This window comes from Chryseobacillus diguaensis, from assembly GCF_049220665.1.
Taxonomy (GTDB): Bacteria; Bacillota; Bacilli; order Bacillales; family Bacillaceae; genus Metabacillus_B.
Window position 1 is genome coordinate 294,517 of sequence record NZ_JBMKNV010000001.1, and the last position, 22,295, is coordinate 316,811.

Sequence of the window (22,295 nt, forward strand, 5' to 3'; positions counted from 1 at the left end):
CAAATACCATTTTTAAAAGGTTTATTTTATACATATGGAGGTGGCCTCAGTGCCTTTAACACCGTTAGATATTCATAACAAGGAATTTAATAAAGGATTTCGCGGTTATGATGAAGACGAAGTCAATGGTTTTCTTGATCAGGTGATCAAGGATTATGAAATAACTATCCGCGAAAAGAAAGAACTTGAATCCAAAGTGCTTGAAATGGATGATAAGCTCAGTCACTTCATAAACATCGAAGATACACTCAATAAATCAATTCTTATTGCACAGGAAGCTGCAGAAGAAGTGAAACGTAATGCCCAAAAAGAGGCAAAGCTGATTATTAAAGAAGCTGAGAAAAATGCTGACAGAATCATTAATGAATCACTTTCGAAATCCAGAAAAATTGCTATGGAAATTGAAGAATTGAAAAAGCAGTCAAAAGTTTTCAGAACAAGATTCCAGATGCTGATTGAAGCACAGCTGGATTTGCTTAAAAATGATGATTGGGATCACCTTCTTGAATATGAAGTAGAATCCATTTACGATAATGAGGAATCAAAATATTAAAAGAGCGGCGGTAGTCTATCGCGGCAAGCACAAGTGAAGCTTGGCTTGTGAACTAGAGCCGATGGCGCTGGAGCTAGATGCAATGCGCAAACTGAGTTACTTATTATTATCTGTTTTCGCAAAGATTGTTGCTAATCGTATGGGATAAGAATGCGCATAAAGACTAGTCTCTGTGGCATCTTTTCTTAAAATTCTAAGGTGTATTTATGCTTTAAATTCACATGAATGAAAAAAATAAAATTTAAAACTTGACTGAACGGTACTGAGTCGCATATAATACGTACATTATTTAAGAATATTGGTTAATAGGACTGTGACAGGGACAGTAAGTTTCCAGCGGTTTATTTTAAGCGATCCGGTGATGGTGCAAGACCGGAATAAACAGGAAAACGAAAATCACCCTTGAGTTTCTTTCTGAAAACAGAAGTAGGAAAGACGGTTTATTCACGTTACGAATGAATCGAGTGGACAAAAATGCAAGTATTTTGTCTATAAGGGTGGTAACGCGGGAAAACCTTCTCGTCCCTTTCTATAGGGATGAGGAGGTTTTTTGTTTTTCTTGCCAAGGCTGACCAAGAATTATTGGAGGGAATTACATGGAGTACAAAGACACTTTATTAATGCCGAATACTGAGTTTCCCATGAGAGGAAATCTTCCTAAACGAGAACCTGAAATGCAGAAAAAGTGGGAAGAAGCAAATATTTATAAAAGAGTTCAAGAACGCACAGAAGGACGCCCGCTTTTTGTTCTTCATGACGGTCCTCCTTATGCAAACGGCGATCTTCACATGGGCCATGCGCTTAATAAGGTATTAAAGGATTTTATCGTCCGCTACAAGTCAATGAGCGGATATCAAGCACCATATGTTCCAGGCTGGGACACTCATGGACTGCCAATTGAAACAGCCTTGACGAAAAACAAAAAAGTGAACAGAAAAGAAATGTCCGTAGCTGAATTCCGCAAGCTTTGTGAAGAATACGCATGGACACAAATCGAGAATCAGCGTACACAATTCAAAAGTCTAGGCGTTCGCGGAGACTGGGAAAATCCTTATGTAACCTTGAAGCCTGAATATGAAGCTGAACAAATTAAGGTCTTCGGAGAGATGGCGAAAAAAGGCTACATCTATAAAGGGAAAAAACCTGTTTATTGGTCTCCATCAAGTGAATCAGCTCTTGCAGAGGCTGAAATCGAATATCAGGATAAGCGATCACCATCCATCTATGTAGCATTTGAAGTAACAGACGGAAAAGAAGCCTTGGATAACGGTGATAAAATCATTATCTGGACAACAACACCATGGACAATTCCGGCAAACCTCGGCATTTCCGTGCATCCTGCACTTGATTATTCAGTTGTAAATGTGGACGGAAACCGGTATGTTGTTGCTGCTGAATTATTGGAGTCTGTTGCTAAAACACTTGAGTGGGAGGACTTTGAAGTAGTCCGGACGGTTAAAGGACAGAGTCTTGACCGTGTGATTGCCAAACATCCTATCTATAACCGTGAATCATTAGTAATGCTTGGTGAGCATGTAACAACAGATGCAGGTACAGGCTGTGTTCACACGGCTCCTGGACATGGGGAAGATGACTTCATTGTAGGCCAATCCTATGGTCTTGATGTTCTTTGCCCTGTAGATGAAAAAGGGTATATGACAAATGAAGCTCCTGGCTTTGAAGGGATTTTCTATGACAAAGCGAACAAGCCGATTACGGAAAAACTCCAGGAAAATGGCGCTTTGCTTAAACTCAGTTTTATCACTCACTCTTATCCGCATGATTGGAGAACGAAAAAACCAACCATTTTCCGTGCCACTGCACAGTGGTTTGCTTCCATCAAGGATTTCCGCAGTGAGCTTTTGACTGCTGTAAAAGAAACGAAATGGGTGCCTGCGTGGGGTGAAACCCGTTTGTACAATATGGTTCGCGACCGGGGAGACTGGTGTATTTCCCGTCAAAGAGCATGGGGTGTTCCAATTCCTGTTTTTTATGCTGAAAACGGTGAACCGATTATTACGAATGAAACAATTGACCACGTATCTGCCTTATTCAGAGAGCACGGGTCTAACATTTGGTTTGAAAAGACTGCGAAAGAATTGCTGCCTGAAGGGTTTACTCACAAAGACAGCCCGAATGGCCAATTTACAAAAGAGAACGATATTATGGATGTTTGGTTTGACTCTGGATCATCTCACCAGGCTGTACTTCATGCAAGGGAAGATTTGCAGCGTCCTGCTGATCTTTATCTTGAAGGCTCTGACCAATACCGCGGCTGGTTTAACTCATCCTTGTCCACAGCTGTTGCCGTTACAGGAAAAGCACCTTATAAAGGCGTTTTGAGCCATGGTTTTGCACTGGATGGAGAAGGACGGAAAATGAGTAAATCTCTAGGGAATGTCGTCTTGCCTTCAAAAGTAATGAATCAGCTTGGAGCAGATATCCTTCGTCTCTGGGTTGCTTCTGTCGACTATCAGGCTGACGTTCGCGTTTCTGATGCCATCTTAAAGCAAGTGGCAGAGGTTTACCGTAAAATCCGCAATACGTTCCGTTTCTTGCTTGGAAATCTTTCAGATTTCAATCCTGAGAAGGATGCAATCGGGACTGCTGAATTAAGAGAAGTGGACCGTTACATGCTCGTGAAGCTGAACAAGCTGATTGATAAAGTGAGGGATGCTTACGAAAATTATGAATTCGCTGTGATTTACCATAACATCCACAACTTTTTTACGATTGAACTCAGCTCCTTCTACTTAGATTTTGCAAAAGATGTTCTGTATATTGAAGCTGCAGACAACAAAGAAAGAAGAGCCATTCAGACTGTTCTTTATGAAACACTTCTTACAGCAGTAAAATTGACTGCTCCGATTCTTCCGCATACGGCTGATGAAGTATGGGAAAAAATCGATTCTGTTCAAGAAGAAAGTGTTCAGCTTGTTGATATGCCTGAAAGCACGACACTTGAGAATGCGGACCAAATCGAGAAAAAATGGGATGCATTTATGGCACTCCGCGATGACGTCTTAAAGGCGCTTGAGGTAGCAAGAAATGAAAAGGTGATCGGTAAATCACTTACAGCTGATGTAAAGCTTTATCCGTCTCAAAAAGCAAAAGAGCTTCTCGAATCTGTTCAAGAAGATCTGAAGCAGCTGTTTATCGTTTCAAGCTTCAGCATTGCAGGGTCCTATGAAGAAGCACCTGAATCTGCCCAAACATTTGATCAGGCTAAGATTATAATCGAAAAAGCTGAAGGTGAAACGTGTGAGCGCTGCTGGATTGTGACGAAGGAAGTAGGAGAAAATCCTGAGCACCCGACGCTTTGCCATCGCTGTGCTTCCATTGTCGAAAAATACTATACAGAAAAGTAATAAATATAACCGCTGTCAAGCTGCAGCGGTTTTTTTATTGCAAAAAACGCTCTTCTGCTTCAATCATATTCCAGTGGCAGGAAAGGAAAAAAATGAACAGGGTGAAGAGACGGATTAGGGACAAACTATTTTTACAATCAAGCCGACATAGGAGATGACAGCATTGGACGATCATTATGAAGCAATCCGTTATGAGCTGGAATTGATGCGGGAAGAATTGAAAACCAGGTTGTTTGAGCTATGCTGTTTTGAATCTCCCTCTCTTGATCCTGGCAAACATTTTTGCAGAAAAAGCGATCTCCTATTTCACATTAAAGAAGAATTGTATGATGTGGAATATTCCTTGTCCAGAATTGAAGCAGGCACCTATGGATTCTGTGAACTGACAGGAACACCTATATCATTTGAAAAACTAAGGATTTTGCCGACCGCTCGAACACTTCAAGACTTTTCCTATAAGGAACAATATGAGAAAAAATCACTTCCTTACATGTACAGCCCTGTTTCATCCTCACCAGAAATTAATCTTCCGTAGCACGAAAAGCAAATTTGAAAACTGCCCGGAATTTCAAAAGGGCGGTTTTCTTTCCCTAGGAAGCTTTTGCATAAAAAATTATCCCCTGCTAGTTAAATGACTGTGCTATTCAACTGCAAAACAGCTTTACTCCAGTCTTTTTCAATGATAAAATTCTACTCGTACCTATTTTGAATGCTGGGGGAACACGAGTGCGTTTGTTTAGTTATTTGCTGGCGATTTTTATCATATTAATGGATCAACTGACAAAGTGGGCTATTGTAGCAAAGATGAATATAGGGGATGAATTTCCCGTTATAGACAACGTCTTATATATTACTTCTCACAGGAATAGAGGAGCGGCCTGGGGGATACTCCAAGGGAAAATGTGGTTCTTTTATTTAGTGACAATCGCTGTAATAGTGGGAATCGTTTATTACATACAAAAGTTCGGCAGAAGTTCAAAACTGTTTGCAGTCTCCCTTGGCTTGATGCTTGGAGGCGCAATAGGCAACTTTGTTGACCGTGCCAGAACGGGAGAAGTAGTGGATTTTATCCATGCGTATGTTTTTTCATACAATTTCCCGGTATTTAATATCGCGGATTCATCGCTTTGCGTCGGAGTAGCTTTGCTGTTTGTCCAAATGCTGCTGGATGGAAAAAAGGCGAATGAAGGAGAGAAAAATAGTTAATGGATATATTGGAATTTGTCATTGCACCTGAACAGCAAAATGAGCGTATTGATAAGGCGGCAGCCTCTTTTGGAGAGGACTGGTCGAGAACACAGGTGCAGCAGTGGATTAAAGAGGGGCTTCTGACTGTAAATGATGCCCCAGTTAAAACCAATTATAAATGCCAGGCAAACGATAAAATTGAAATTACGCTGCCTGAACCGGAAGAACTGGATGTTGTTCCGGAGGAAATGAATCTTGAAATTTATTATGAAGACAGCGATGTTCTTGTCGTGAATAAACCCCGGGGAATGGTCGTGCATCCGGCTCCAGGACATTTAACAGGCACACTAGTGAACGGCCTGATGGCTCATTGCACGGATTTATCAGGTATTAATGGGGTACTCCGTCCTGGAATCGTCCATCGAATCGACAAGGATACTTCTGGCCTGTTAATGGTTGCTAAAAACGACATGGCTCACGAGTCCTTAGTGAATCAGCTGGTTGAAAAAACAGTAACAAGAAGATATAAAGCGATTGTCCACGGAGTGATTCAGCATGATCAGGGCACAATTGATGCCCCAATCGGACGGGATAAACAGGACAGGCAAAGCATGACGGTTACAAAAGCTGGCGGAAAGGATGCTGTGACTCACTTTAAGGTGCTGGAACGCTTCAAGGATTTCTCTTATATTGAATGCCAGCTTGAGACTGGAAGAACTCACCAAATAAGAGTTCATATGAAATATATCGGCTTTCCGCTTGCAGGGGACCCGAAATACGGACCAAGAAAAACATTGGAAATTGGCGGGCAGGCTCTTCATGCCGGTATTTTAGGCTTCGTACACCCCCGTACTGGTGAATATCTGGAGTTTGAGGCCCCACTTCCTGAGGAATTCACCACATTGTTAGAACAGCTGAAAAATAATCGTTGACACCACGTTCTAATTTTGAAATAATATTTACAGTTATATAGCGATCCTTTAATACGGTCCCGTGAGGCTGAGAAGGAAGTCATCAACGGCTGATTTGGCCGCTGATTTCTGTTAGCATAAATGATTATGCCCTCTCTCCTCAAAAAGGATGAGAGGGCTTTTTATTTGTCGAAAATTGCTATTGAAATGAGGGTTTCAAATGTCACAAAAAGCAATTGTCCTGGACGAACAGGCAATCAGGAGGGCACTAACAAGGATTGCCCACGAAATAATCGAAAGAAACAAAGGGATTGAAAATACCGTTCTCGTTGGCATAAAAACGAGAGGCATTTACTTGGCAAAACGGCTTGCTGAAAGAATTAAGCAAATAGAGGGGAAATCGGTTATGATCGGTGACCTGGATATTACTCTTTATAGGGACGATTTGTCATTGAAAACAGAGAATAAAGAACCTCTTGTCAAAGGGTCAGACATACCGCTCGACATTACAAATCAAAAAGTCATTTTAATTGATGATGTGCTCTATACAGGAAGAACGGTCCGGGCTGCAATGGATGCCTTGATCGATATCGGGAGGCCATCTCAGATTCAGCTGGCTGTCCTTGTGGACAGAGGGCATAGAGAGCTTCCGATCAGAGCTGATTATGTAGGTAAAAATATCCCAACATCAAGTTCTGAAAAGATTGTTGTAGAGTTGAATGAAATAGATGAAATCGATCAGGTAGCCATATTTGAAAGAACAGAATAGTTCCCTTTAAACGCATTCCAGAGAGTCTGCAAAGGGGTTAAAAAACAGCGCAGGAATAAGCAGTATGCCTATGCTCTGTTTTAAAAAACCTCTTTGCAGCAATGCAGAGAGGTTTTTTTGTTTGGCAGGAACCTAAATAAGGAGGAAAAAAAATGAACCATACTAACAATCAAGTTATTTTAGATGTAGAAGAAAAACCAAAAGCCCTTAAATGGCTGGCACTTAGCTTTCAGCATTTGTTTGCCATGTTTGGAGCAACAGTGCTCGTTCCCTTTCTTGTTAAGCTCGATCCGTCCGTAGCACTGATTTCAAGCGGAATTGGCACCATTACCTTTTTGCTCATCACACGCGGGAAGGTTCCGGCTTATCTTGGCTCCTCATTTGCTTTCATTGCTCCTTTAATAGCGGCAAAAGCTGCAGCCGGGCCGGGAGCTGCAATGGTTGGAAGCTTTCTTGCTGGTGTTGTATACGCGATTGTGGCGTTGCTCATAAAATTCTCGGGTTACAAATGGATTTTAAGAGTGCTCCCGCCCATTGTAGTTGGGCCGGTTATCATGGTTATTGGACTAAGCCTTGCTGGAACTGCCGTTAATATGGCTATGAACGATGCAAAAGGACATTATAGCCTGCTTTCATTTTCAGCAGCTCTCTTGACCCTTGCCGTCACGATCATATGCTCCATCTACTTTAAAGGATTTTTTAATCTGATTCCGGTACTGATTGGAATCGCAGCAGGCTATATTTATTCACTCTCTGTAGGACTTGTAGATTTCGCGAAAGTAACAAGTGCCCCTTTATTGAAGCTTCCTGATTTTATCATCCCATTTGCTGATTACACACCTGCTCTGACACCGGATATCATTTTCTTAATTGTACCGATCGCAGTTGTGACAATCTCTGAACACATCGGACATCAGCTTGTGCTGAGCAAAGTAGTGGGAAGAAATTATATTAAAGATCCAGGGCTGCACTCATCTCTTTTTGGAGATGGAGTCGCTACAATGATTGCAGCTTGCCTTGGCGGCCCTCCAAGCACAACTTATGGTGAAAATATCGGAGTACTCGCCATAACAAGAGTTTACAGTGTGTTTGTCATAGCGGGAGCAGCCATATTTGCGATCCTGTTTGGTTTTGTGGGCACCATATCTGCTTTCATCAGTTCCATTCCTCAGCCTGTAATGGGTGGTGTCTCTATCTTGTTGTTTGGAATCATCGCTTCATCTGGTCTTAGAATGATGATCGACAGCAAAATCGATATTGGAGATAAACGGAATCTGATCATTTCTTCCGTCATCCTGGTTATCGGAATAGGAGGAGCCGCCCTGAAATTCAGTGATAAATTTGAGCTTCAAGGCATGGCGCTTGCTGCCATTATCGGTGTCATCCTTAACTTGGTGCTCCCTGGGAGGAGCAAGGAAGAAATTATTGTACTTGAAGAAGATTCAGCTAAAAAACATACAGTAGCATAACCACCTTTTAATGTAAGTCCTGAGAGGCTTTCAAGGGTGTTTGCCTAAAAAAGAGGATAGAGTTACTTCCCTCTTTTCTTGCCTGCACCCTGTAGCTTATAAAAGCTTGGGTGCATTTTTTTAGGCTCATTTCTGGGGTGACAAACAAAAAGTACATGATAAAAACGTTTACGAAAGGAAGGGATTGGAAATGAAACATCTGCTCGCAATGAATGAACTAACTGCGGAAGAAATCCATGGAATTTTGGAGGATGCCGAAAATTTTAAAAGCGGTATGAAATTCTTTAAAAAGCAAGAGCCGATTTTTGTAGCCAATCTGTTCTTTGAACCAAGCACCAGAACTAGGCTTAGCTTTGAAGTAGCAGAAAAAAGGCTCGGACTAGAAGTTCTGAACTTTGAGCATGAGGGGTCAAGCATTCAAAAAGGAGAATCTCTTTACGATACAGTAAAAACCCTTGAAGCCATTGGAGCGCGTGCATGTGTGATCCGGCATCCGGATGATAGCTATTTTCAGGAACTTGTAGGAAAAGTCAATCTTTCCATCATAAATGCCGGAGACGGATGCGGCCATCATCCAACTCAATCACTGCTTGATCTAATGACCATTAAGGAAGAATTCGGGTGCTTTGAGGGTTTAACCATTTCAATTCATGGAGACATCCGTCACAGCCGGGTAGCACGCTCGAACGCCGAGATTCTTAGCAGGCTTGGAGCAACGGTTCTTTTCAGCGGTCCAGAAGAATGGGCAGACCCAGGAAACAGCTATGGAACGTATACAGAGGTAGATGACGCCATTGAAAACTCTGACATTGTTATGCTTCTTCGAATCCAGCACGAGCGTCATCTTGAGAAAAAAGAAGTAAACAGTGCCTATCTTGAGAGATTCGGCTTAACGGCTGCAAGGGAGAAAAGAATGAAGGATTCCGCGATCATTATGCATCCTGCTCCTTTCAACCGGAATGTTGAGATTGCAAGCGGGCTTGTAGAGTGTGAACGATCCAGAATTTTTAAGCAAATGGAAAATGGTGTATTTGTAAGAATGGCTGTGCTAAAGCATTCTCTTGAAGCTGAGAAATGGGAAGGAGAAAAAAATCATGTCTTATGTTCTTAAAAATATATTTATTTTAAATGAAGAGGGTAAGCAGCAAAAAGCAGATATATTTATCGAAAATAACAGAATTGCAAAAATCGCGGAAGAAATAGGCGAAATCGGTGCAGAAACGATTGATATGAATGGTTGTCTGGCTGCACCTGGGTTTGTTGATCTCCATGTGCATTTAAGGGAACCTGGAGGCGAGCACAAAGAGACAATTGAAACTGGTTCACTGGCTGCTGCAAAAGGCGGTTTTACAACAATAGCGGCCATGCCGAATACAAGGCCAGTTCCGGACACGAAAGAACAGCTTGAGTGGCTTCAGGAGAGAATCAAAGAAAAAGCCAGTATTAACGTTCTTCCCTATGCGTCTATAACAGTCAGACAAACGGGTAAAGAACTGACAAACTTTCAAGAATTAAAAGCGGCAGGCGCTTTTGCTTTTACAGATGATGGTGTTGGCGTTCAATCAGCTGCCATGATGTATGAAGCCATGCAGTCTGCAGCTAAGTTAGACATGGCGATTGTAGCCCATTGCGAAGACAACACGCTTATTTATAAAGGAGCAGTTCATAAAGGCGAGTTTTCAGAAAAGCATCAGCTAAGAGGCATACCTTCCATTTGTGAATCAGTTCAAATTGCAAGAGATGTACTGCTGGCTGAAGCAGCAGGATGCCATTATCATGTTTGTCATATCAGCACAAAAGAGTCTGTGCGGGTTGTAAGAGATGCAAAAAAAGCTGGAATAAAAGTTACGGCAGAAGTAACGCCGCACCACCTTTTATTGAGTGATGAAGACATCCCTGGGCTGGATCCAAACTATAAAATGAACCCGCCACTCAGAAGCGGGGAAGACCGTGATGCTTTGATAGAAGGACTCTTAGATGGAACCATTGACTTTATCGCAACGGATCATGCGCCTCACACAGAGGATGAAAAAGGCCAGGGAATGGAGCTTTCACCATTTGGTATTGTTGGATTAGAAACAGCCTTCCCGCTCCTTTATACTCATTTGGTTGAAAAAGAAATTATGACATTGAATCAGCTTCTTTATTTATTAACGGAAGCCCCATCCAAAAGCTTTCAGCTTCCTTATGGAAAATTGGAGGAGGGAGCTTTAGCTGACATCGTCCTGATCGATTTGCATATGGAAAGAAAAATTGATAAATCAGCCTTTGTATCTAAAGGTCATAATACACCTTTCGATCAATGGAGCTGTAAAGGCTGGCCAGTTTTAACCATACATAACGGCAAAATTGTTTTTGAAGAAGGGAATGTTCTGGCATGAAAAGACTGCTTGTATTAGAAGATGGAACTATTTTTGAAGGTGAAGGCTTTGGAAGTACACAGGATATCACCGGTGAGGTAGTTTTTCACACTGGGATGACAGGTTATCAGGAAATATTGTCAGACCCGTCTTACTGCGGCCAGATTGTCATGCTTACCTACCCTTTAATTGGCAATTACGGAATTAACCGAGACGATTTTGAAACAATCCGCCCATTTATTAACGGGTTGATTGTAAAAGAATTATGTCAACAACCTTCAAACTGGAGAAATGAAAAATCTCTAAACGAGTATTTCAAAGAAAAAAAGATCCCTGGAATTTCAGGAATTGATACAAGGAAACTGACAAGGATCATCCGCAGCCATGGAACCCTTAAAGGAATGATTTGTTCCATTGAGAAGAGAGAAGACGCTCTTGCAGCTGTAAGAAGTACAAAGCATATTGTTAATCAGGTAGAAACGGTTTCAACTAAAACAGCTTATGCAAGTCCGGGAAGAGGCCATAGGGTTGTTCTGGTCGATTATGGTATGAAGCACGGAATTCTCAGGGAGTTAAATAAAAGGCAGTGCGATGTTGTAGTAGTCCCTCACAATACCTCTGCGAAAGAGATTCTTTCTCTCAGCCCTGATGGAATTATGCTTTCTAACGGACCTGGGGATCCAAAAGATGTGCCGCATGCCCTCGCAATGATCCAAGATCTTTTAGGCAAGGTTCCGCTGTTCGGCATTTGTCTCGGGCATCAGCTGTTTGCCCTTGCATCAGGTGCTGACACAAAAAAAATGAAATTCGGCCACAGAGGAGCAAACCATCCTGTTAAGGATCTTGCTTCCCAAAAGGTAGCCATTACTTCACAAAATCATGGTTATACGGTTAAAGAGGATTCCCTGAAAGGGACAAGGCTTAAAGTGACACATTTGGCACTAAACGATGGCACAATCGAAGGATTAAAACACCTCGATTATCCTGCATTTACTGTGCAGTATCATCCTGAAGCATCTCCAGGACCAGAAGATGCCAATTCTTTATTTGATCAATTTCTTGAAATGATTGAAAACAACACCAGAGAGGGAGTTGTCTTATGACAAAACGAACAGATATCAAGAAAATTCTTGTAATAGGTTCCGGCCCGATTATTATTGGACAGGCAGCTGAATTTGATTATGCGGGAACCCAAGCTTGTTTGGCTCTTAAAGAAGAAGGCTTTGAAGTAATACTTGTTAATTCAAACCCGGCAACAATCATGACAGATACAAAAATTGCAGATAAAGTTTATCTCGAACCGCTGACAGTTGAATTTCTATCAACGATTATCCGCAAGGAACGGCCTGACGCTATGCTTGCTACGCTAGGAGGCCAGACTGGCTTGAACCTGGCTGTTGAGCTTTCTGAATCAGGTGTACTGGAAGAATGCGGAGTGGAGATTTTAGGAACAAAGCTTTCTGCCATTCAAAAAGCAGAAGATCGTGATTTATTCAGAAATTTGATGTATGAACTGAACGAGCCAGTTCCGGATAGTGAAATTGTCCGTTCTGTCAGTGAAGCTCTTCTCTTTGCAGAAAAAATCGGCTACCCGGTTATTGTTCGGCCAGCCTATACTTTAGGCGGAACTGGCGGCGGAATCTGCAATGATGAAAGTGAGCTCCTGGAAATTGTGGAAAACGGGTTAAAAAATAGTCCAGTTCATCAATGTCTGCTTGAAAGAAGCATAGCAGGCTTTAAAGAAATCGAATATGAAGTGATGCGCGACAAAAACGATAATGCCATAGTGGTCTGCAATATGGAAAATATAGATCCTGTGGGCATACACACCGGGGACTCGATTGTAACAGCCCCTTCCCAAACACTTAGCGACAGAGAATACCAGCTTTTAAGAAATGTTTCATTAAAAATTATCCGGGCTCTTGAGATTGAAGGAGGATGTAATGTCCAGCTCGCACTTGATCCAGAAAGCTTTCAGTATTACATCATTGAAGTAAATCCCAGGGTAAGCCGTTCTTCTGCCCTTGCATCAAAAGCAACTGGATATCCTATTGCAAAGCTTGCGGCTAAAATTGCTGTCGGACTGACTCTTGATGAAATGAAAAATCCAGTAACAGGAAAAACCTATGCCTGCTTTGAACCGGCACTTGATTATGTAATCACGAAGATTCCGCGCTTTCCATTTGATAAATTTGAATCTGCCAACCGAAGACTAGGAACTCAGATGAAGGCAACAGGTGAAGTAATGGCAATCGGAAGAACGTTTGAAGAAGCCCTGCTGAAGGCTGTCCGTTCACTTGAATCAGATGTTATGCACCTTGAACTCAAAAATGCGGATCAAATGAGTTTTGAACATATCAAAAAAAGAATCTGCAAAGCGGGTGATGAAAGGCTTTTGTATATTGCAGAAGCGATAAGAAGAGGTGTATCTGTAATCGAACTGCACAGCTGGAGCCAAATTGATCCTTATTATCTTCAGGGAATAGAAAAAATCGTTCAGTTTGAAAAAGAATTAAAGAACAATTCCTTCGATCTGGATTGCCTGAAAAAAGCTAAAAAGCTCGGGTTTTCGGATGCAGCTGTGTCAGTCCTTTGGAATTGTAATGAAAGGGAAGTATATGAATTCCGAAAAAATTCAGGACTTATGCCCGTATATAAAATGGTTGATACATGTGCAGCAGAATTTGAATCAGAAACACCGTATTTTTACGGCACATATGAAGAAGAAAACGAATCAAAAGTTTCAAATAGGACAAGTGTGCTTGTTCTTGGATCAGGACCTATCAGGATCGGTCAGGGGATAGAATTCGATTATGCGACTGTCCATTCCGTATGGGCGATAAAAGAAGCAGGCTGCGAAGCGATCATTATGAATAACAATCCTGAGACGGTTTCGACGGACTTCAGCATCTCAGATAAACTATACTTTGAGCCATTGACGATTGAAGATGTGATGCATGTGATCGATCTTGAGAATCCTGCTGGGGTCATTGTCCAGTTCGGAGGACAAACAGCTATCAATCTTGCAGCAGAGCTAAAAGCCCGAGGTGTGAAGATTCTTGGCACAAGCTTGGAAAATATGGACATGGCTGAAAATCGGGATAAATTTGAGCAAACATTGCGGGGGCTTTCCATTCCTCAGCCGCTCGGCAAGACTGCCTTTTCTGCTGCTGAGGCAACCGTTATTGCAGCTGAAATCGGGTATCCTGTATTAGTTCGCCCTTCTTATGTGCTCGGGGGAAGAGCGATGGAGATTGTTTATCAGGAAAGAGAGCTGCTCCACTACATGGAAAATGCTGTCCGAATCAATCCTGACCACCCAGTTCTGATCGATAAATATCTGACTGGAAAAGAAGTAGAAGTAGATGCCGTTTCAGATGGAGAAACGGTTCTGATTCCAGGAATTATGGAGCATATTGAACGGGCTGGTGTGCATTCAGGCGACTCAATTGCTGTTTATCCTCCTCAATCTCTTTCTCAAGCTGTGAAGCAGAAAATCATAGACTACACAATGAAACTGGCGAAGGGACTAAACATCATCGGGCTTTTGAATATACAATTTGTTGTTTCAGGTGATGACGTTCACGTACTGGAAGTGAATCCGCGTTCAAGCAGAACAGTTCCTTTCCTGAGCAAAATTACTGGAGTGCCAATGGCCAATATTGCAACGAAAGCGATCTTGGGCAATTCCCTTCAAAGCCTCGGATACAGCAGCGGATTACTGTCAGAAAAACCAGGAGTTTTTGTTAAAGTACCGGTATTCTCTTTCGCCAAGCTTAGAAATGTCGATATTACACTCGGGCCTGAGATGAAATCGACAGGTGAAGTAATGGGGAAAGATTGGACTCTTGAAAAAGCACTGTATAAGGGTCTTGTCGCTTCCGGAATACACATTCAAAATCATGGTGCTGTTTTATTGACGGTCGCTGATAAAGACAAAGAAGAAGGTGCTGAACTGGCAAGGCGTTTTCACCAGATCGGCTATCAAATCATTGCTACAAGCGGAACGGCAGACTACTTGCATGCAAATGGTGTTCCATCGAGGCTTGTAAATAAAATAGGGGAAGAGCCCGATTTGTTAGATGTTATTCGAAATGGGGAAGCTCAATTTGTTATTAATACATTAACAAAAGGGAAGCAGCCTGAACGGGATGGATTCAGAATCAGGAGGGAATCAGTTGAGAACGGTGTACCATGTCTGACTTCACTAGATACAGCTAAAGCCATCGTCAGAGTCCTTGAATCTATGAATTTTTCAAGCGAACCGATGCCAAAAGAGGAAGAGCTCCAAGAGGTGAGCCTCGCATGATTATAAATGAAAAAATGCTCGTTGTTTCTCATTCCGAAATTGCACTGAATATTTATGAGCTGCGTCTCAGGGGTGAACTGGTATCAAACATTACCAATCCTGGCCAGTTTGTACATGTGAAGGTTTCTGATGGCTATGCACCGCTTTTAAGAAGACCAATTAGCATTGCAAAAGCAGATAAACTGGAAAATGAAATGGTGCTGATCTACAGGAAAGAAGGGGAAGGAACGGCTTTGTTATCCCAAAAAACAAAAGGCCAGCTTATCGATGTGCTGGGACCTCTTGGCAATGGGTTTAAGGTTGGTTCTGAATATAATGGCAAACAGGTGCTGCTTACTGGAGGGGGCATCGGTGTACCTCCTCTTTATGAGCTGTCACTGCAGCTAAAGAAATACGGTGCAAACCCGATCCATGTACTTGGTTTTCAAACGGAATCCGCCAGTTTTTACGAGGAAAACTTCAAGGCAGCAGGCGAGACTTATCTGGCCACCGCTGATGGATCAACTGGCATAAAAGGATTCGTAACAGATGTCATTGAGGCTAGACAGCTTGAATTTGATGTTCTTTTCGCTTGCGGTCCTTCTTCGATGCTCAGGGCACTGAAAGAAAAGTTCAATCATAAAGAGGTTTACTTGTCGCTTGAAGAGAGGATGGGCTGCGGAATTGGAGCATGTTTCGCCTGTGTTTGCCACATTCCCGATAGTCCTGAAGGGTATGTAAAGGTTTGCTCGGACGGACCAGTATTTCATGCAAAAGAGGTGGTCATCTGATGCTCGATATAATGCTTCCAGGCCTTAATTTAAAAAATCCGGTAATGCCAGCCTCAGGCTGCTTTGGATTCGGAAAAGAATTCGCGAATCTCTATTCTCTCGAAGAGCTTGGCGCTATTATGATTAAAGCAACTACAGAAAGCCCCAGATTTGGCAACGAAACGCCGAGAGTAGCGGAAACACCTGCAGGAATGCTTAATGCCATTGGCCTGCAAAATCCTGGACTTGAGGCAGTGATTGAAACAGAATTGCCGCGCCTTGCCGAATACAATGTTCCGATTATAGCCAATGTTGCAGGATCAACGATTGAGGAATATGCAGAAGTAGCAAAGGCCATTTCGAAAGTACCGAATGTCTATGCCATTGAGCTGAATATCTCATGCCCCAATGTCAAAACAGGAGGAATTGCTTTTGGAACAGATCCAGTTATTGCGGCAAAACTGACGAAGACGGTAAAAGAGGTTTCAGAAGTCCCCGTTTACGTTAAGCTTTCGCCAAACGTATCAAGTATCGTTCCCATAGCGAAGGCGATTGAAATGGCAGGTGCAGATGGCCTGACTATGATTAACACACTTCTTGGCATGAGATTAGATCTTAAAACCGGAAAACCGGTTCTTGCCAATAAAACAGGGGGTCTTTCCGGTCCAGCTATTAAACCCGTGGCGATCCGAATGATCTATGAGGTGAAAAAAGCAGTCAATATCCCGATTATCGGGATGGGAGGAATTCAGACAGCAGAGGATGTTCTTGAATACTTTTATGCTGGAGCAAGCGCAGTGGCAGTGGGTACAGCCAATTTCGCTAATCCGTTTGTATGCCCGGAAATCATTAAGGCGCTTCCTGAGCTGCTTGAAAGACATGGATTCAGCCATATTTCAGAATGCATAGGAAGGAGCCACAGAAATGATCGAGAAGCCGTTTATTATCGCTCTTGATTTTCCAAATAAAAAAGAAACGATGGAATTTCTTAATAAAATGGGACCTGAATCCCTTTACATAAAAGTCGGTTTGGAACTGTTTTATCAGGAAGGTCCTTCTATCCTTTATGAATTAAAAGAAAAAGGGCATCGTTTGTTCCTTGATCTAAAACTGCATGACATCCCGAATACTGTCATGCAGGCAATGAGGCGCCTCGCCGGCTTTTCGCCGGACATGGTAAATGTTCATGCTGCAGGAGGAAAAAGAATGATGGAAGCAGCTATTGAAGGACTGGACGCTGGAACCTGTTCAGGTTCAGACCGTCCGCTTTGTATAGCTGTGACTCAACTAACAAGTACCTCACCTTCACAGCTGAAAAATGAGCTTCTCATTGAAAAGACGATGGAACAGACTGTGCTGCAATATGCCCGATTAGCGGAAGAAAGCGGAATGAATGGAGTCGTTTGTTCCGTGCATGAAGCTGATGGTATTTATCGCAGGTCAAGCTCCTCTTTTCTAACTGTAACACCTGGGATCAGGCAGAAAGATGATACCTTAAATGACCAAATTCGGGTGGCTGATCCAGAAACAGCCAGGAGGAAAAATGTTTCAGCAATAGTGGTAGGCAGAAGTATCACCAAATCAGCGGATCCGCTTGAAGCCTATAAACAGATGAAAAATCAATGGGAGGGCATTACGGTATGAAAAAAAAGCTAGCCGAGGAATTATTGAGAATAGAGGCAGTCTTCTTGAGACCAGATGAACCATTTATTTGGTCAAGCGGAATCGCCTCTCCTATATATTGCGACAACAGGCTGACCCTTTCCTATCCGGAAATACGAAAAATGATTGCCGAGGAAATGGCAAACAAAATTATGGAGAAATATCCTGAAGCAGAACTGATTGCAGGGACGGCAACAGCCGGCATCCCCCATGCTGCATGGGTGAGCGATCTGCTGAATCTCCCGATGTGCTATGTAAGAGGAAAGGCGAAGGAACATGGGAAAGGAAACCAAATTGAAGGGAAAGTCGCCACCGGACAAAAAACAGTCGTTATTGAGGATCTTATCTCAACCGGCGGAAGCTCTATAAAAGCGGCAGAGGCCCTAATGAATGCAGGAGCAGAGGTTCTTGGAGTAATCGCTATTTTCAGTTATGAACTGGAAAAATCGATTCAAATGTTCAGGGAGGCAAAGCTTGAGGAAGCTGTTTTAACAGACTACACTACCCTTATTGAAACGGCTAAAGAACAAGGTTACATTAATGCGGAAGAACTCGAAAAGCTAAAAAAGTGGCGCGAAAATCCAGAAACACTTGCCTGGCAGGAAAACGGATGATTATTGAGATTAAAATGAAAGAACCGGTGCATCACCGGCTCTTTTTAATGGATTAAAAAAATATTAGATGTATTTTGTATATATATAATAAAATAGTTTTAAACGGTGCTGAAGGATGATGAAGCAGTTTATTCGGAAAACGCCAAAAATTGCTGGTGCAAACGGCAGTGAGAACCTAGAACAGATGAAAGCCAATTGCCTGACCAGTATATTTGTTTATCAAAAGGAAGAACCGGATTTTATTGGTAATGAAGTAATCCTATTGTAAAACAAGGAATTTAATGAATGTTTGCATTGTAAAAAGAAAGAAATTGTAATATAGTTTAATAGCAAAAATTTTTAGAAATATCCAAATGAGGTAATTCCATGAAAGACAATTTTGAACAGAAACTTGAATCTCTGAAAAAAGAAAATCTTATGCTGCGGGAGCACTTATTATCTTTATATCATAATGGAACAAGTCATTTACCTATTGATAAACTAAGGATTGCTGAAAATGAAAAAGACAGCATTTATCATATTTCAGAATGGCAATTCCTTTTAGCGGAACCATTTTTCTCGCCATTCATGGATCTTTCGCCAAATCATCTTGTAATGATCAACTCTGAAGGCATTATAACGTTCATGAATGCCCAGACTGCAAAAGATTTTCATGTTGATCCGAAGGATATGATCGGAAGGCATATAAGAGAATTGCTGAAAATACCTGATGATCAGATTATGCTGCTAAAAACGTTACATACTGGCCGGCCCATTAAAAGAAAGGAAGTTCTGGACAGAAATTATGGCATTAATTCAACCAGTATTTTTCGGAATGAAAAAGGAGATATTTTTAGAGTGCTCGGCTATTTTCAATTTTTAAATAGCTTTCGGGATGCTGAAAAGGATGCCTTATCAGGAAGAATAGCTGCAGGTATTGCTCATGAAATCAGAAATCCTCTTACAACCGTCAAAGGCTTTCTTCAAATTTTAAAAGATCAGATTCAACCTGAATATGCTGCTATATTAGAAACTCTTTTACTGCCGGAAATAGACCGGGCTAATAAAATTATCAGCGATTTTCTCGCTGTTGCTAAACCAGCTGAGACAGCAACTGAACTTTTGCCTGTAAGCGGGTTTCTTATCAATTTTATCGGAAACTTTTTAAACAGCGAAGCACACCTCCATAACGCTTTGATCCATTACCATATTGAAAAAGAAGCTGAAGACTGCATCATCAAGGGAAACAAGGAAGAGCTTCTTCAAGTATTCATAAATCTGATGAGAAATTCCATTCAGGCAAGAAAAGACATCCCTTTAGAAATCAATCTTTCTGTTAAGAGGGAAAACCATAAGATCAGTTTTTCTTTTTCTGACAATGGAAGAGGCATCCCCAACGAAATGCTGCCTCACATTTTTGATCCGTTTTTTACAACGAAAGATGAAGGTACAGGCCTTGGGTTATCTTTATCAAGAAAAATTATTGAAAACCATAAGGGAAGTATGAAAGTTAAAAGCAGTACCAATGGAACTGTCTTCACTCTTGTATTTCCCATTTACAGTGAATAAAAGTTATCCTTCTGCCTTGTCCAATTCAGGACGGGCTTTTTTGTATTCAGAAAAAGCTATTTTTATTGTTCAATTTCAGGTTATGTTTAAGTGCGTGAAGCTCTTTTTTCATTAAATGGGAAGCCTGTTTTTGGTCCTTTAAATGACAGTACATTTTAGCGCTTGATTCATTCTTGGCATGCAGTGTTTCTTTTATTTTTTCAAAGTGGCTTTTAGCTTTTATCTTTTTTTTATCCCTTTCCGTGATCTTCTTAGTATAATCAGAGTTTTTAGATAACAAAGTGTCTTTAACTGAAGAGTAAAAGGTTTCCTTCAAATGATTCCCTTCCTTCGTAATTTGTTATCTATATTTTTATGCAAAACCCATTTTATTGATAATTCATTTGGTGAAAATATAGGTATTTTGAATGATTATTTAAAAAATATTAATCCAATCAGTTAACTCGGGTTGACTATTACCTGAATTATGCTAAAATTTAAAAACATGATAGTTGATGAACTACTTATCAAGAGCGGCGAAGGGAACTGGCCCTGTGAAGCCCGGCAACCTGCAGAAATGTAAGGTGCTAACTCCAGCAAAATGGAAACCATTTTGGAAGATAAGGTAATAGGTATTACCTCACTAGTCTTTCCGAAGTGGAAGGATTTTTTTACATTTATAAAGGAGGGACATCTTAGAGTGGGGGAACAAGACCAAATCCATGGATTGATTGGCAAAATAAGGGATATGCTCAATGCGATGAAATATCCATTACCTTGGTGATCCAGGATTTGAAAAGTGATTCAGCTTGAAAAAAATGAAAAAGTCCGCCTGAAATGACGGTGCTTAAACGAAACAAATTGCGGATACAGATTGCTGACTAGACAAACTTAAGGCGGTCCCGGCCTTTCAACTGGGAAGCAAAGACCATCTATTTTGTATGGAGGAATAATCATGCTCACTTACCAAAATTGGATAGAACCGGATGCTCAATTCGAGGATCAGGATGTCAAAACGGAAGCATTAAATGTTTTACGCTGGGCTTATGAGACATACGGAGAGGACCTTGTGTATGCATGCAGTTTCGGAATCGAAGGAATTGTATTGATTGATCTGATTGCACAGGTGAAGCCAGATGCTGAAATCATTTTTCTGGATACCGATGTCCATTTTAAAGAGACTTATAAACTGATAGAGGATGTGAAAAAAGACTATCCATCTTTAAATATCAAAATGAAAAAACCTGATTTAACTTTAGAAGAACAGGCAGAAAAGCATGGAGAAAAGCTTTGGGAGACCAATCCTAACCTTTGCTGCAAAATACGGAAGGTCATTCCGCTGCATTCTGAACTGACAACAAAAAAGGCTTGGATTTCTGGTCTTCGGCAGGAACAGTCTACTTCCCGCAAAAATGTTCAGTTTTTGAACAAAGATGAAAAATTTGCAAATATAAAAATTTGTCCGCTTATTCATTGGACATGGAAGGATGTATGGCGCTATGCCCATAAAAACAATCTTAAATACAATGTCCTCCATGACAGAGGCTTTCCAAGCATCGGATGCGAGCCTTGCACACAGCCAGCATTTAATGAAGAAGACCTCCGTGCAGGAAGATGGACCGGATCTCAGAAAACAGAATGCGGGCTTCATGGGTAAGGGAACATTATGATGGCGTCCATCGCAATTATCATCAGCCTGTTCTTTGCACTGAATATCGGAGCGAGCGGGGCAGCTGCTTCAATGGGAGTTGCCTATGGAGCAGGTGTTATCAAAAATAGAATCATAGCTCTTTTGCTCTGTGCTGCGGGGGTTATCACTGGCGCTGTGATAGGCGGAGGCGAAGTAGTTAAAACGATCAGTTCAGGAATCGTTCCCAAGGACCTGATCACTGTAAATATTGTCATAATCATTATCAGTTCAGCAGCTCTTTCTTTATTTTTAGCTAACATTATGGCTATTCCGCTTTCTACAAGCGAAGTAACGGTTGGAGCCGTTGTAGGGGTCGGGGTTGCCTTTCATGTCCTTTACATCAAATCCATTTTTGTGATTGTATCCTTCTGGATTATCATTCCGTTTGTGGCCTTTTTGATCACTTACTGGCTGTGCAAGCTGCTTCACAAAATAGCAGGGAAGAGAGGAGCAGCCTTCGGCGGTATAATGAGCATTCTTCTGATTATTGCTGGGTTCTTTGAAGCATTCTCAGCTGGTATGAACAACGTAGCGAATGCAGTTGGACCTCTTGTAGCTGCCAATATTCTATCTGCAGACCAGGGCATTTGGATTGGAGCTCTTTTCGTCGGGCTGGGAGCTATATTCCTTGGAGGACGGGTGCTTGAGACAAATGGCAAGAAAATAACGAAGCTGTCTAACTCAGAAGGAATTGTTATTTCGGGAACAGGAGCTCTTCTTGTTATAGTGAGTTCTATTTTTGGACTGCCAGTCCCTCTGACCCAAGTAACTTCCACTGCTATTATGGCATCAGGGGCTGCAAAAAATGGAAAAATGGTGTTTCAAAAAAATATTGTGAAACGCATTGTCAAGGTATGGATCGTTTCACCGCTTGTTTCGCTTACAATTTCTTATATGCTGGTGAAGCTGTTTATCCAGAATGATTTTTACTCCAGTTTTTTTGCAGTTTTGGTTGTGGTGGCTACAATAGGCATCCTTTCTTTGACAAATACCGTTAAAAAAGAAAAACGGGCTATTCACGAATCAGGCGGAGGCATTTAAGCTTCTAAGATTCACAAATGATCAGATTCATATGGTTAAATTCTATCTTTTAAAAACAGGCTGTTTTCATAAAAGGTCTGAAAAC

19 protein-coding genes, 1 pseudogene, 1 riboswitch and 1 other annotated feature are annotated in these 22,295 nt (G+C 41.5%); all 20 genes and pseudogenes read left to right on the plus strand.

Annotated features, from left to right (window positions below; genetic code table 11):
- Window positions 1–49 precede the first annotated feature (49 nt).
- The 20 genes and pseudogenes from ACOT8F_RS01465 (at window position 50) to cysP (ending at window position 22,210) form a co-directional block, all read left to right on the plus strand.
- Window positions 50–553, plus strand: coding sequence for a DivIVA domain-containing protein (locus tag ACOT8F_RS01465; RefSeq protein WP_421649776.1), 504 nt, complete (start codon window positions 50–52; stop codon window positions 551–553).
- Window positions 554–857: 304 nt separating this feature from the next.
- Window positions 858–1,083, plus strand: a binding site (T-box leader).
- 66 nt (window positions 1,084–1,149) lie between these two features.
- Entirely contained in the window at window positions 1,150–3,921 is a 2,772-nt protein-coding gene (gene ileS / locus ACOT8F_RS01470) for an isoleucine--tRNA ligase (protein ID WP_421649777.1), read from the plus strand.
- A gap of 163 nt (window positions 3,922–4,084) precedes the next feature.
- Window positions 4,085–4,456 (plus strand): TraR/DksA family transcriptional regulator, encoded by a 372-nt coding sequence (locus ACOT8F_RS01475; RefSeq protein ID WP_421649778.1) that lies wholly within the window; start codon window positions 4,085–4,087, stop codon window positions 4,454–4,456.
- Window positions 4,457–4,653: 197 nt separating this feature from the next.
- Window positions 4,654–5,127 (plus strand): signal peptidase II, encoded by a 474-nt coding sequence (lspA, locus tag ACOT8F_RS01480; RefSeq protein ID WP_421650024.1) that lies wholly within the window; start codon window positions 4,654–4,656, stop codon window positions 5,125–5,127.
- Window positions 5,127–6,041, plus strand: coding sequence for an RluA family pseudouridine synthase (locus tag ACOT8F_RS01485; protein WP_421649779.1), 915 nt, complete (start codon window positions 5,127–5,129; stop codon window positions 6,039–6,041). The genes lspA and ACOT8F_RS01485 overlap by 1 nt, the downstream gene beginning before the upstream one ends.
- 199 nt (window positions 6,042–6,240) lie before the next feature.
- Complete coding sequence (gene pyrR, locus ACOT8F_RS01490) at window positions 6,241–6,789, plus strand: bifunctional pyr operon transcriptional regulator/uracil phosphoribosyltransferase PyrR (RefSeq protein WP_421649780.1); 549 nt, start codon at window positions 6,241–6,243, stop codon at window positions 6,787–6,789.
- Window positions 6,790–6,941: 152 nt separating this feature from the next.
- The gene (locus tag ACOT8F_RS01495) at window positions 6,942–8,258 is read left to right on the plus strand and encodes a solute carrier family 23 protein (RefSeq protein WP_421649781.1); all 1,317 of its coding nucleotides are present in this window, start codon (window positions 6,942–6,944) and stop codon (window positions 8,256–8,258) included.
- Between the two features lie 190 nt (window positions 8,259–8,448).
- On the plus strand, window positions 8,449–9,369 hold the full coding sequence (locus ACOT8F_RS01500) for an aspartate carbamoyltransferase catalytic subunit (protein ID WP_421649782.1): 921 nt from the start codon (window positions 8,449–8,451) through the stop codon (window positions 9,367–9,369).
- The gene (gene pyrC, locus ACOT8F_RS01505; protein ID WP_421649783.1) at window positions 9,353–10,639 is read left to right on the plus strand and encodes a dihydroorotase; all 1,287 of its coding nucleotides are present in this window, start codon (window positions 9,353–9,355) and stop codon (window positions 10,637–10,639) included. Before ACOT8F_RS01500 ends, pyrC begins: the two co-directional genes overlap by 17 nt.
- Complete coding sequence (locus tag ACOT8F_RS01510) at window positions 10,636–11,721, plus strand: carbamoyl phosphate synthase small subunit (RefSeq protein WP_421649784.1); 1,086 nt, start codon at window positions 10,636–10,638, stop codon at window positions 11,719–11,721. The genes pyrC and ACOT8F_RS01510 overlap by 4 nt, the downstream gene beginning before the upstream one ends.
- Entirely contained in the window at window positions 11,718–14,927 is a 3,210-nt protein-coding gene (gene carB, locus ACOT8F_RS01515; protein WP_421649785.1) for a carbamoyl-phosphate synthase large subunit, read from the plus strand. The genes ACOT8F_RS01510 and carB overlap by 4 nt, the downstream gene beginning before the upstream one ends.
- Entirely contained in the window at window positions 14,924–15,697 is a 774-nt protein-coding gene (locus ACOT8F_RS01520; RefSeq protein ID WP_421649786.1) for a dihydroorotate dehydrogenase electron transfer subunit, read from the plus strand. Before carB ends, ACOT8F_RS01520 begins: the two co-directional genes overlap by 4 nt.
- Window positions 15,697–16,632, plus strand: coding sequence for a dihydroorotate dehydrogenase (locus ACOT8F_RS01525; RefSeq protein ID WP_421649787.1), 936 nt, complete (start codon window positions 15,697–15,699; stop codon window positions 16,630–16,632). Before ACOT8F_RS01520 ends, ACOT8F_RS01525 begins: the two co-directional genes overlap by 1 nt.
- Window positions 16,601–17,320, plus strand: a complete 720-nt coding sequence (gene pyrF, locus ACOT8F_RS01530; protein WP_421649788.1) for an orotidine-5'-phosphate decarboxylase — start codon at window positions 16,601–16,603, stop codon at window positions 17,318–17,320. The genes ACOT8F_RS01525 and pyrF overlap by 32 nt, the downstream gene beginning before the upstream one ends.
- A complete protein-coding gene (pyrE, locus tag ACOT8F_RS01535; protein ID WP_421649789.1) occupies window positions 17,317–17,952 on the plus strand; it encodes an orotate phosphoribosyltransferase in 636 nt (211 codons plus the stop codon). Before pyrF ends, pyrE begins: the two co-directional genes overlap by 4 nt.
- A gap of 115 nt (window positions 17,953–18,067) precedes the next feature.
- On the plus strand, window positions 18,068–18,220 hold the full coding sequence (locus tag ACOT8F_RS01540) for a hypothetical protein (protein WP_421649790.1): 153 nt from the start codon (window positions 18,068–18,070) through the stop codon (window positions 18,218–18,220).
- A 98-nt stretch (window positions 18,221–18,318) separates the two neighbouring features.
- Complete coding sequence (locus tag ACOT8F_RS01545; protein WP_421649791.1) at window positions 18,319–19,500, plus strand: two-component system sensor histidine kinase NtrB; 1,182 nt, start codon at window positions 18,319–18,321, stop codon at window positions 19,498–19,500.
- Between the two features lie 500 nt (window positions 19,501–20,000).
- Window positions 20,001–20,106: riboswitch (SAM riboswitch) on the plus strand.
- Between the two features lie 169 nt (window positions 20,107–20,275).
- Window positions 20,276–20,320, plus strand: a pseudogene (locus ACOT8F_RS01550) (DUF2292 domain-containing protein); the annotation flags it as partial.
- Window positions 20,321–20,434: 114 nt separating this feature from the next.
- Complete coding sequence (locus tag ACOT8F_RS01555; protein WP_421649792.1) at window positions 20,435–21,136, plus strand: phosphoadenylyl-sulfate reductase; 702 nt, start codon at window positions 20,435–20,437, stop codon at window positions 21,134–21,136.
- A gap of 12 nt (window positions 21,137–21,148) precedes the next feature.
- Window positions 21,149–22,210, plus strand: coding sequence for a sulfate permease (gene cysP, locus ACOT8F_RS01560; RefSeq protein ID WP_421650025.1), 1,062 nt, complete (start codon window positions 21,149–21,151; stop codon window positions 22,208–22,210).
- The last annotated feature ends 85 nt before the right edge of the window (window positions 22,211–22,295 follow it).